At 57.5% G+C, this 11,007-nt stretch carries 12 protein-coding genes; 5 read left to right on the forward strand and 7 right to left on the reverse strand.

The genetic code is table 11. The features are described 5' to 3' along the window. Positions 1-21: 21 nt before the first annotated feature. From MDG893_RS02155 to rpoE, 4 genes are read right to left on the reverse strand one after another with little or no spacing between them, the layout of a single operon-like run. Positions 22-480: a SoxR reducing system RseC family protein gene (locus MDG893_RS02155; RefSeq protein ID WP_007152070.1), complete on the reverse strand. Its 459-nt coding sequence runs from the start codon at positions 478-480 to the stop codon at positions 22-24. Further along, complete coding sequence (locus tag MDG893_RS02160; protein ID WP_244264368.1) at positions 477-1,526, reverse strand: MucB/RseB C-terminal domain-containing protein; 1,050 nt, start codon at positions 1,524-1,526, stop codon at positions 477-479. Before MDG893_RS02160 ends, MDG893_RS02155 begins: the two co-directional genes overlap by 4 nt. Positions 1,527-1,567: 41 nt before the next feature. Continuing rightward, positions 1,568-2,137: a sigma-E factor negative regulatory protein gene (locus tag MDG893_RS02165; protein ID WP_007152072.1), complete on the reverse strand. Its 570-nt coding sequence runs from the start codon at positions 2,135-2,137 to the stop codon at positions 1,568-1,570. Between the two features lie 14 nt (positions 2,138-2,151). After that, on the reverse strand, positions 2,152-2,769 hold the full coding sequence (gene rpoE / locus MDG893_RS02170; protein ID WP_040474214.1) for an RNA polymerase sigma factor RpoE: 618 nt from the start codon (positions 2,767-2,769) through the stop codon (positions 2,152-2,154). Positions 2,770-2,968: 199 nt separating this feature from the next. On the opposite strand from rpoE, the gene nadB reads away from it, so the two are divergent. From nadB to MDG893_RS02195, 5 genes are all read left to right on the forward strand, one after another. Then, positions 2,969-4,573, forward strand: coding sequence for an L-aspartate oxidase (gene nadB, locus MDG893_RS02175; protein WP_208855164.1), 1,605 nt, complete (start codon positions 2,969-2,971; stop codon positions 4,571-4,573). A 50-nt stretch (positions 4,574-4,623) separates the two neighbouring features. Continuing rightward, positions 4,624-4,878 (forward strand): FAD assembly factor SdhE, encoded by a 255-nt coding sequence (locus tag MDG893_RS02180; protein WP_007152075.1) that lies wholly within the window; start codon positions 4,624-4,626, stop codon positions 4,876-4,878. Beyond that, complete coding sequence (locus tag MDG893_RS02185) at positions 4,862-5,350, forward strand: hypothetical protein (RefSeq protein ID WP_007152076.1); 489 nt, start codon at positions 4,862-4,864, stop codon at positions 5,348-5,350. The genes MDG893_RS02180 and MDG893_RS02185 overlap by 17 nt, the downstream gene beginning before the upstream one ends. A 14-nt stretch (positions 5,351-5,364) precedes the next feature. Next, on the forward strand, positions 5,365-6,363 hold the full coding sequence (gene ygfZ, locus MDG893_RS02190) for a CAF17-like 4Fe-4S cluster assembly/insertion protein YgfZ (protein ID WP_007152077.1): 999 nt from the start codon (positions 5,365-5,367) through the stop codon (positions 6,361-6,363). A gap of 117 nt (positions 6,364-6,480) precedes the next feature. Next, positions 6,481-7,314, forward strand: coding sequence for an HDOD domain-containing protein (locus MDG893_RS02195; RefSeq protein ID WP_007152078.1), 834 nt, complete (start codon positions 6,481-6,483; stop codon positions 7,312-7,314). 151 nt (positions 7,315-7,465) lie between these two features. On the opposite strand, the gene ung is transcribed toward MDG893_RS02195, so the two are convergent. From ung to prfB, 3 genes are all read right to left on the reverse strand, one after another. Continuing rightward, entirely contained in the window at positions 7,466-8,206 is a 741-nt protein-coding gene (ung, locus tag MDG893_RS02200; protein ID WP_007152079.1) for a uracil-DNA glycosylase, read from the reverse strand. Positions 8,207-8,208: 2 nt separating this feature from the next. Further along, a complete protein-coding gene (gene lysS / locus MDG893_RS02205) occupies positions 8,209-9,741 on the reverse strand; it encodes a lysine--tRNA ligase (protein WP_007152080.1) in 1,533 nt (510 codons plus the stop codon). Positions 9,742-9,792: 51 nt separating this feature from the next. After that, positions 9,793-10,888 (reverse strand): peptide chain release factor 2 gene (prfB, locus tag MDG893_RS02210; RefSeq protein WP_126810486.1). Its coding sequence is split into 2 segments (ribosomal slippage): positions 9,793-10,815 and positions 10,817-10,888, totalling 1,095 coding nucleotides; the frame shifts between segments, so codons are not numbered across the junction. Positions 10,889-11,007 lie beyond the last annotated feature (119 nt).

Genomic DNA, 11,007 nt, shown 5'->3' on the forward strand with positions numbered 1-11,007 from the left:
TCAACAGAGCCTGCTGGAACATCATTCCAGGGAAGCGACTACCCCCTGCCTGACCTCCACCAGCGTCGGTTCCCAGGTTCCCGCTTTACGTGACTGCCCCTGGCGAGCAGCCAGGAAGCCCATAGCAAGCCCTACTGCAGCACCCATCATGGCGACAGCCTCACTGGCTGCGTGGCCGGTCGATAACTGGTGCCCCAACACAGCCCCTGCCACCATCGACACCAATGGCACGGCATAAACCAGCAGAGATGCACCAAGTAACGCAGACTCATCAATGGCCACCGTCACTTCATCACCCACCCTGGCGCCAAGACTGTTGGCCACCAGAACCTGATTGGCCCTGCCGCCTGAAACGCCGGCCAGCGCACGCTGACCACAGCCATGGCGAGCCGAACAGCTCTCACAGGCACTGGTGCGAATTGTCTGTACCCACACCCGGTCGCCCGCAACGCCGACTACCCTACCGGTTTCCGTAATCATTTCCGGCCTCCGCCGAATGCCAGGGTATCGTCAATCGTCACCGACTCGGCCACCTTACGGGCCGTCGTCGGCGGAATCTCCCCAACCACGGTCACGAAAAAAGCGATGTCGTCCACACTGAGCTGTTTCATGTAAACCGTGGTGGCACCAATCCGCGAAGCACCGGTGGGCATCACCATCTTCCGGGCTGGTTCCACAAACACCGAAAAGGCTGCCAGCCCATCCGAGAACGCCACAGCCTGCCCTTTGCCCGATCGTGGGGCCGCGGCGGGAACAAAGCCATCCGGGCGCCACTCGAGCGTCCAGCCATCCATCCGTGCCGCGGGAGACGACGCCTGTTCCGGTTTCAGCTCCCGTTTGATGGCTTCTCCCTCCGTTCGCACGATAAATTCGCTATCCGGAAGAGTGTCCGTTATCTCAAGGCTGGTGAACTGAAAATGCTCAAGCACCTCACCACCGATGGAACGCACATGACTTTTCACTAACAGCCCGGTGGATTTTTCCAGCCATAACTGGTGACTGTATCGAAGATCATCCCTTGCCCTGAGTCCAAGCTTGACCACATCGTAACCAGCAATACGATCATCTCCCACCAACTCCGGCTGATACCACTGACTGACCGGCATCAACTGGTGGGAAAACGCCTCAGCAAAAGGACCCGACGGAATAACCTGATCCAACTGGATGCGCCCATGATCAGGAAGCACACAGACAACCCGCATTCCCTTTCGAACGATCTCACCGCTGGCCCCGTCCTGCAGAACCAGGCGTTCTTCCACCATGCCATCCCGATACCGGTGCGCAATCTGCATCGAGCTGACCTGATCACCCCGGGCATACACAAAGACGCCGCGATAGGACGTCATATTAAGGGAAGGGCCAAGACGATTAAGCCAATATTCGGCACTCTGTTCATTCTTGCCGGCACTCTCCGCCGTATCGGCAGACACTTGCCCTACCAGAACGGTGAGCAACGTCAACATGACCAGCCCGTGCCTGACTACGCCGGGGAATCGACTCTGGACTGCCATTGCGATTCTGACCATCAGCCGTTTAACTCCAGCCAGTGTCCTGCGAACATGAAACGTCAATACCCCGGCCCGGACGCGCTAACGACTCGCGCATAACCAACGGAACCCCGGCCGGCTCCTACACTGTTATGTTGGGCGTGCTCAAGAAGATAGCGGCTAAGATGTTCCCACTGCTCCTCATCCAGACCTTGCAATGCCACCTCCGGCACAGGCTCAACAGCGGATTCCTGACGATCCCGCTCTTCCGAAATGCCTGCTGCTGCAATCGTTCCTCCGTCTTCGGCGGACTCCCAACCAGCACCAGCGCCAAAACCAATCACCGCTGCCAGTGTGACCATGGCAACCGCTGGCCAGTGCCAGTTTTTGTCCCGGCGGGGCATGGATCCGACTGTCACAGCAGGCGATACCGCACCACTGCCATCCAGAACATCCCGAACCCCGGCGCTGACATCCACCGCTTCCGGCGCCACACCGCCCTGATGCATGAGATCCCGCATCTGCTGCCAACGTTGCCACTGGGAACGAACCTGATCCTGTTCAGCGTGTGACAGCAGTCTGCGAACCGACAATTCATCTGCCTCGTCATCCATCATTGCCGACAGCGTTTCTTTGAGACGATCATCCATAGGATGCAACCTCATTACGTCCGGGAATCATTTAACAAGGGGCCCAGGTGGCGATCGACTGCATCCCGAGCCCTGAATATTCGTGACCTTACCGTGCCGATGGGGCACTCGAGAATACCGGCGATGTCCTCGTAGCTCAGCCCATCGTACTCCCTGAGTAAAAACGCCGATCGGAGCTCCTCCGGCAAGTTTGATATCGCCACCCTGAGTGCGCTCTGCAACTGGTCCCTCTGCAGCAGTTTCTCTGGTGACGCATTGTCCCTGAGCCTTGAACCGTCGTCATAATTCTCGGCGTCACCCGCGTCGGCGCTGCCCTGCGGACGACGCCCCCGGGACTCCAGGAAATTCTTGGCCGTATTCACGGCGATCCGGTACAGCCAGGTGTAGAACGCGCTGTCTCCCCGAAATCGGTCAATCGCCCGGTACGCCTTGACGAAGGTTTCCTGGGTAAGGTCCATCACCTCCTGGCTGTCGTAGACATAACGACTGATAATCGACGCGACCCTGGACTGATATTTGACGACCAGAAGATCAAAGGCAGGCCGATCACCATGACGGACCTTTTTTACCAACTGAAGGTCTGTCTGGCTTTCGCTGTTGTCTTCCTTGTGTCTTTCTGTATCCGCATTCATGGACGGGGTGTCGGATTTGCCATAGCGTTCGACCGTCTGGCCCAATTGCCTGCTATTCAATGGAATCATGCTGCTGCCCGGCATCCGATGAGTCTACAATGCTCCCATTTCTCCGGGAGCACCCCGTCAGGCCAAATAGACAGCGAGCGCAAAGTTTAGTTCAATACACATCCACATTATGGCCCGCGATTACGACCTGATGCCACAGTCCTACGAATTCGATGTCCTGATTGTCGGCAGCGGTGCTGCCGGCCTCACTGTTGCCCTGAATTTGCCCGAACACTTGCAGATCGCCGTCATCAGCAAGGCCGATATCAGCAGCGGCGCAACGCTCTGGGCCCAGGGCGGCATTGCAGCCGTGCTGGATGACGATGATTCTCTTGAGAATCACGTCAGCGACACCCTCAACGCCGGGGGCGGTCTCTGCCACGAGGATGCTGTTCGGTTTACCGTCGAGCATGGCCGCGAGAGCATCAACTGGCTGATCGACAGTGGTGTTACCTTTACCCGCGATGACCAGTCTCAATACCACCTGACACGGGAAGGCGGGCATAGCCACCGCCGCATCATCCACGCAGCCGATGCCACCGGCCACGCCGTTTCCACCACCCTGACGTCCCAGGCCCAGGCACGGCCCAATATTACCCTGATGTCCCGTCGGGTTGCCGTGGACCTGATCACCAATCGCAAGCTGGCATTACCAGGAAACGCGTGTGTGGGCGCCTACATACTGAACCTGGAAGACAACCATGTCGAACTGTTCAGGGCCCGCTTCACCATCCTCGCCACCGGCGGCGCCAGCAAAGCGTATCGCTACACCACCAACCCGGACGGAGCGTCAGGAGACGGTATAGCCATGGCCTGGCGCGCCGGCTGCCGGGTCGGCAATATGGAATTCAACCAGTTCCACCCCACGTGCCTGTACCACCCACATGCCAAGTCGTTCCTGATTACTGAGGCGGTGAGGGGCGAAGGCGGTGTGCTGAAGCTTCCGGACGGCTCCCGCTTTATGGATCGCTTCGATGAGCGGGGCGAACTGGCGCCCCGGGATATCGTTGCCCGCGCCATTGACCACGAAATGAAACGGCTGGGCGCTGATCATTTATACCTGGACATCAGCCATAAACCGGCCGAGTTCATCAAACAGCATTTCCCAACCATTCGCGAAAAATGCCTGACGTTCGGGATCGATATCACCAAAGAGCCGATCCCGGTGGTACCTGCCGCTCACTATACCTGTGGTGGCATACTCAGTGACGAACGCGCTCGCACCGACATCAATCAGCTCTATGTTGTCGGCGAGGCGGCCTTTACCGGTCTTCATGGTGCCAATCGCATGGCCAGTAACTCCCTGCTTGAATGCCTGGTCTACGGCCGTGCCGCCGCTGCGGATATAGCACGGCGGGAATCGGACATTCCTGCACCGCCACAAGCACCGGACTGGGACGAAAGCCAGGTAAGGGATTCCGACGAAGACGTGGTAATCTCCCACAACTGGGACGAATTGCGGCATTTCATGTGGGACTATGTTGGCATCGTTCGTACCACCAAACGCCTGCAGAGAGCCAAACACCGGATTGATCTTCTGGAGCGGGAAATTGGCGAGTTCTACAGCAACTATCGGGTCTCGAACGACCTGCTTGAGCTGCGCAACCTGGTGACCGTGGCAGACCTGATTATCTGTTCCGCGTTGCAGCGCCGGGAAAGTCGCGGCCTGCACTACACACTGGATTTCCCCGGACTACTCCATGAGGCCAGGGATACCGTACTGGTTCCCACCACTTACCGACGGTCGTCGCCCTGAAGGCAATGGCTCGCTCCACTCCACTGCCCACTGGTTAACAGAGAGAATCAATGTCTGACAACACCGAATTCAATCGCCTCTACTGGCATAGCCGCCGCGGCATGCTTGAACTGGACGTTTTGTTGATACCGTTCCTTGAAAACGCCTATCGAGACCTTCCCGCTGAGGACCAGGCACGGTACCAAAAGCTGATCAACTGCGAGGACACCGATATGTTCGAGTGGTTCATGCAACGCAGCCGCCCGGAAGATCCCGACCTGCAACGTATCGTTGACCTCATACTGAACCGTGTCCAGCCGGATTGAACTGACACTTACCCCATCCCACGCCATCGGGTTACTGTGCGCGCTGCCCTGGCTGGCGCTGACCCTGTTCATCATCGCCGTGGCCAGTGAGTTCGGCTCCCTCATTCTGGTGCTGGTTGTCCCCTCACTGGTGGGCGCGGTTTTCCAGTATCGCCGAACCGGCTTACTGGTCGGTCCGGAAGCCGTAACCGGACTACGGGTTGAGGGCGAGCAATTATACGTGAGCCTTCGCTCAGGCCAGGACCGCGTTGTCCTGGCTGGAGACGAAAGTCGCTTGGGTGCCCACTTTGCGATCTTGAAACTGCGGCATTCCGGCACCATATCGTATACATATCCTGTTGTCCTGGTTGCCATTACGCCGCGGTTCCGCAATATCCCTTCCGACGCGTTCCGTCGTTTGCGGGTCTGGTTTCGCCTGGGCCCGGCCTCTGGCGGCGAGGCATCTGGTTGCCAAGCGCAGGAAATCCACTGATTCTGGAGTGCTTCATGTCAGACACCGAAAGTCCGTTGGCCAGCCATCCGCTTCCCCAACCCCGCTACGTTTCCGTCTCTGACCGTGTCATGGTTCGTATAACCGGGCCAGGCACTAACAAGTTCCTGCAGGGGCAGTTCAGCCAGCAGATTGACGATGTCACCCAGGATCATTCACCAAGAGCCGCTGCCTGCACACCCAAAGGGCGCGCCTATTGTCTGACCCGATTAGTAAGAGATGGTGATGACGTATTGATGGAGCTGCCAGCGGCACTCTCCGAAGGTACGGTGACGCATTTACGCAAGTATCTGATGCTATTCCGTGGCACGTCGATGGAGATAGAGCCGGACGCGCGGATCCTCGGGCTGCTGGGTGAAGCAGCGGCGGAAAAGCTGTTGCCTGGAAACACCGGGGCACTCGCGGCCGCTGGAGACTCCGTGAAAATCAACGGAGGCCACCTGATACGCACGATGGACACCGCTGAAGGCATGGCCCGATATGAGCTCTGGCAAACGGGTGGCCTGGACACGTCGCTGCAACAGTCGCTGAAGGATCTTCCTGCAGCTCCCCTCGCCGATTGGCAGGCTTCCGAAATTGCCGCCGGAGTTGCATCGCTCACGACCGCCACCACGGAGAGCTTCGTGCCGCAAATGCTGAATTGGCAGCATGTTGGAGGCATTCACTTCAAGAAAGGCTGTTACACCGGGCAGGAGGTGATCGCCCGCATGCACTTCCTGGGGCAACTCAAGAAAAGCCTTTTTCGATTTACCTGCAGCGACGCAGGCTCCCTTCCTGCTCCCGGTGAGGCGCTGCTGGACGGAGAGCGGGCAGTGGGAAATGTCGTGAATTCTGTTCACTTCTCCGACGGACACTCGGAGATTCTGGCCGTTGTGCGCCACGATGCGGCGGAGAAATCATTGGTACCCGAGAGCGCCTCCGACGCGGTTCTGTCGCTGCGCCCCTTGCCGTATTCTGTTCCGGAGCGTGAAAAAACCGACACGCCTGATACATAAGTTGACAGGAACAATCCCGATAATTTGCTATAAAGTACGTCATATACATGAACATATTAGCCTTTCCGGTCCTTCCTGCCGGCCAGGTGAAACTTAACAGGCGGATTCAAACTGACTATGTCTAACATTGTAGAAACCATAAAAACCGACCTGACCGACGCTATTGAAAACGACAAACTGGTCCTTCCGACACTTCCAGAAGTTGCGCTTCAGGTGCGCGACATTGCAGAGAATGAGGACTCGGCCATTATTGATCTGGTGAAGGTCATCAGCAATGACACGGCACTGTCAGCCCGTATTATCCGAGTCTGCAACAGCCCACTATTTCGCGGCAGCCGGGCGATTGAGAACTTGAATATGGCGGTTGGACGCCTGGGCATGGCTTATACCAGCAATCTGGCGATGGGCCTTGCCATGGAGCAGATGTTCCAGGCCACGTCGGACATGATCGACAAGCGCTTGCGTGCCACCTGGCAGAAGAGCACTGAGGTGGCAGGGGTGTGTCATGTGCTGGCACAGCATTACACCAATCTCAAGGCAGACCAGGCTACTCTGGCCGGGCTGGTACATCTGATCGGGGTATTGCCGATTCTGCGTTATGTGGAAGACCGCGATATCCAGATCAGCAGCATCATGTTGGATAATGTGATCGATGAGCTTCATCCGCGTATCGGGGCGACGATTCTGCAGAAGTGGGATTTCCCGAAGGAGCTTCAGAATGTGCCCCTGGAATACGCGAACTTGCATCGTGAGGTGCCGGCGGCGGATTATGCGGATCTGGTGATGATTGCCAATCTGCAACTGATTGCCGGGACGGAGCATCCCTGGACGGAAGTGGACTGGAAGACGGTTTCGGCGTTCGATCGTCTTGGGCTGGATCCGGAGGTGGATATGAGCGAGGAAGAGGATCTGAACGCGCAGATGGAAGCTGCTATGGCGCTTCTTCAGTAGTTCTTTTTGGGGGCTGGCCAGGAGGCTGAGGTATTTTTTCTTTGGGAAAAGAACTCGCTTCGCTCAGACACCTTTTCCTGGCAGAAAAAATACCCCAGCCCCCTGCCCGTTCATTCCTATTGCGGGCCGCTCTTTCGGGCCGCTTCATTTTTCAGGACTGGCTCTTACCGTATTGTTCCAGCAGCTGCGATTTGTTTGGCAAAGACCAATCAACGGTCGGCAGCCCTTTCTGCTGTAACCACTCGTTCGCCCGAGAAAAATGCTTGCAGCCGAAGAAGCCGCGGTAGGCGCTTAGAGGCGATGGATGCGGCCCGTCCAGTACCAGGTGTTTGCTGCGGTCGATGTGCTGGCCTTTTTTCTTGGCGTAGCTTCCCCAGAGTAGAAACACTACCCCCTCACGTTCCCGGTTGATGGTTTCGATGACGCGGTCGGTGAAGGTTTCCCAGCCTTTGCCCTGATGGGCGCCGGCCTGGCTTTGGACGACGGTGAGGACGCTGTTGAGAAGAAGAACGCCCTGCTCGGCCCAGGGTTGCAGGCAGCCGTGGTCGGGGGGCTGAATGCCGAGGTCGGCGTGGATTTCCTTGAAGATGTTGACCAGCGACGGCGGCGTGGCCACGTGCGGGCGCACGGAGAAGCACAGGCCGTGGGCTTGGCCGGGGCCGTGGTAGGGGTCCTGGCCGAGGATAACCACGCGCACCTTATCCAGAGGCGTACTGTTCAGGGCATTGAAGCAATGGTGGCTGGCGGGGAACAGGGTTTTTCCGGCCTGCTCCTCCTTTGCCAGGAAATCAGCCAGCTGTTGCATGTAGGGCTGGCTGAACTCGTTACCAAGGTGCTCAGTCCAGCCCCGGTTAGGCTTGAGCTGGCTTGCCAGTATCTCCACCGGCTGCATGTTCAGTCCTCGTCTTTCTTCGTTTCAGCCTTGTGCTCCGGGCGCATGGCGGGGAACAGGATGACGTCGCGAATCGAGGCGGAATCGGTTAGCAACATAGCCAAACGGTCGATGCCGATGCCTTCACCTGCGGTCGGTGGCAGGCCGTATTCCAGCGCCATGACGTAGTCTTCGTCATAGAACATGGCTTCGTCATCGCCCGCATCTTTCTCGGCCACCTGGTCCTGGAAGCGCTCGGCCTGGTCTTCGGCGTCGTTGAGCTCGGAGAACCCGTTCGCAATCTCGCGGCCACCCACGAAGAATTCGAAACGTTCGGTGACGAACGTGTCGTTGTCCTTGCAGCGGGCCAGCGGTGACACTTCTTTCGGGTAATCGGTAATGAATGTGGGCTGCATCAGGCGATGTTCAGCGGTCGCTTCAAAGATTTCGATCTGTACCTTGCCCAATCCCCAGCCTTCTTTGAGGTGAATGCCCAGATCCTTCGCCACCTGGCGGGCACTGGCTTCATCGGCCAACTGCTCAGCTTTGATATCAGGGTTGTATCGCAGGATGGCGTCTACCACGGTCAGGCGCTCGAAAGGCTTGCCGAAGTCGTACTCAATGGTTTCCTCTTCGCCGTCGGACAGGGTACGGGTGTTCACCACCGTGGTGGTACCGAGTACTTTCTGGGCGATGGTGCGCAGCATGTCTTCGGTCAGGTCCATCAGGTCGTTGTAATCGGCATAGGCCTGATAGAACTCCACCATGGTGAATTCCGGGTTATGACGGGTGGAAAGCCCTTCATTACGGAAGTTGCGGTTGATCTCGAATACCCGCTCGAAACCACCGACCACCAGGCGCTTGAGGAACAATTCCGGAGCAATACGCAGGTACATGTCGATACCCAAGGCGTTGTGGTGAGTCACAAACGGGCGCGCCGTGGCACCGCCAGGAATCACCTGCAACATTGGGGTTTCGACTTCCATGAAGTCCCGGTCAGTGAAGTACTGGCGCATGACGCTGATAATCTTCGAGCGCGCGTAGAACACCCGGCGACTGTCTTCGTTCACCATCAGGTCAACGTAGCGGTGACGATACCGTGCTTCGGTGTCGGTCAGGCCCTTGTGCTTCTCCGGCAGCGGTCGAAGCGACTTGGTAAGCAGCACATACTCGTCCATGCTGACATAGAGGTCACCCTTGCCCGACTTGCACAGAATGCCCCGCACACCCACGATATCGCCAAGGTCCCAGTGCTTGGTGTCTTTCTGGACATCCTTTGAGGCATAGATCTGAATGCGGCCCGTCATGTCCTGAACCACTTTGAACGCTTTACGATCAAGCATCATGCGGCCGGCAACGGCTACCTGAATGCCCATCTCAGCCAGCTCTTCCTTACTCTTGTCGCCATATTTGGCCAGGAGCTCGGCCGCAGTGGCGTCGCGACGGAAGTTGTTGGGAAAGGCATTGCCCTGATCACGCATCTCCGCCAGCTTGGCGCGACGCTCGGCGATCAGCTTGTTGTCCTCTGGCTGTGCATTCGGGGTGTGTTCAGTCATGTTGGCTCGCAAAATCGGGAATTGTCCGGGTTAGCATGGCGAAGGCGCTGTTTACAGCGCCATCTTCAAACTGGCTTCGATGAACTTGTCGATGTCACCGTCCAGCACCGACTGGGTATTGCTGGTTTCCACCTTGGTGCGCAAGTCCTTGATACGGCTGTCGTCCAGCACGTAGGAGCGAATCTGGCTGCCCCAGCCAATATCCGCCTTGGCGTCCTCCGCCTTCTGTTTCTCGGCGTTACGCTCCTGCATCTCGCGCTCAAACAGCTTGGCCTTCAGCTGTTTCATGGCCTGGTCTTTGTTTTGATGCTGGCTTCGGCCAGCCTGGCAGGCCACGACAATGCCGGTGGGATTGTGAGTCAGACGTACGGCTGACTCGGTCCGGTTAACGTGCTGACCACCCGCACCCGAGGCACGGTAGACGTCCACGCGGAGATCCGCCGGATTGATTTCAATCTCGAAGCTGTCGTCCACTTCCGGCGATACAAAGACGGATGAGAACGATGTATGACGGCGGTTGCCGGAATCAAACGGCGATTTTCGCACTAACCGATGCACGCCGGTTTCCGTGCGTAGCCAACCAAACGCATAGTCGCCCTGAATATGGATGGTGGCACTCTTGATGCCAGCGACATCGCCTTCCTGCAATTCGACGATCTCAGCTTTGAAGCCACGGCGCTCTGCCCAACGCAGGTACATGCGCAGCAGCATATTGCCCCAATCCTGGGCCTCGGTACCGCCGGAACCTGCCTGAATGTCCAGGTAGGCGTTGTTGGCGTCCATCTCGCCGGAGAACATGCGGCGGAATTCGAGCTTCTCGAGCTCTTTGTCAAGCCCGGCCAGATCAGCTTCGATCTCCGCAGCCGTGCCCTCGTCCTCTTCCTCGTCGGCAATTTCGAGCAAACCCTCGGCGTCTTCAAGGCCGGAGGTGAGGTTGTCGATGGTCCGTACAATCAATTCAAGATCGGAGCGTTCCTTGCCCAGCGCCTGCGCCCGTTCGGGATCTTCCCATACGGAAGGCACTTCCAGTTCACGCTCTACTTCGGTCAGTCTTTCACTACGTTGATCGTAGTCAAAGATACCCCCTGAGCGCTTCAGTGCGCTCACGAAGGTCTTTTATCTTCGTAACAATGGGATTGATTTCCATGAAATCCTTACTCACGCTCAGAAAATGGATGCGTTCAAAATCAGAGGCGAGATTCTACCGGAAATCTGTTTTTAAATCAGCCGGTGGTAACCGCTACTTCGGTGAAAGCGTCAGGCAGG

It is taken from the genome of Marinobacter algicola DG893 (assembly GCF_000170835.1).
In the GTDB taxonomy this organism is placed as follows: domain Bacteria; phylum Pseudomonadota; class Gammaproteobacteria; order Pseudomonadales; family Oleiphilaceae; genus Marinobacter; species Marinobacter algicola.

Coding starts and splice junctions, on each gene's coding strand:
- MDG893_RS02155 (WP_007152070.1), bottom strand. CDS start 480: ATGATTACGGAAACCGGTAGGGTAGTCGGCGTTGCGGGCGACCGGGTG.
- MDG893_RS02160 (WP_244264368.1), bottom strand. CDS start 1,526: ATGGTCAGAATCGCAATGGCAGTCCAGAGTCGATTCCCCGGCGTAGTC.
- MDG893_RS02165 (WP_007152072.1), bottom strand. CDS start 2,137: ATGGATGATCGTCTCAAAGAAACGCTGTCGGCAATGATGGATGACGAG.
- rpoE (WP_040474214.1), bottom strand. CDS start 2,769: ATGAATGCGGATACAGAAAGACACAAGGAAGACAACAGCGAAAGCCAG.
- nadB (WP_208855164.1), top strand. CDS start 2,969: ATGCCACAGTCCTACGAATTCGATGTCCTGATTGTCGGCAGCGGTGCT.
- MDG893_RS02180 (WP_007152075.1), top strand. CDS start 4,624: ATGTCTGACAACACCGAATTCAATCGCCTCTACTGGCATAGCCGCCGC.
- ygfZ (WP_007152077.1), top strand. CDS start 5,365: ATGTCAGACACCGAAAGTCCGTTGGCCAGCCATCCGCTTCCCCAACCC.
- MDG893_RS02195 (WP_007152078.1), top strand. CDS start 6,481: ATGTCTAACATTGTAGAAACCATAAAAACCGACCTGACCGACGCTATT.
- ung (WP_007152079.1), bottom strand. CDS start 8,206: ATGCAGCCGGTGGAGATACTGGCAAGCCAGCTCAAGCCTAACCGGGGC.
- lysS (WP_007152080.1), bottom strand. CDS start 9,741: ATGACTGAACACACCCCGAATGCACAGCCAGAGGACAACAAGCTGATC.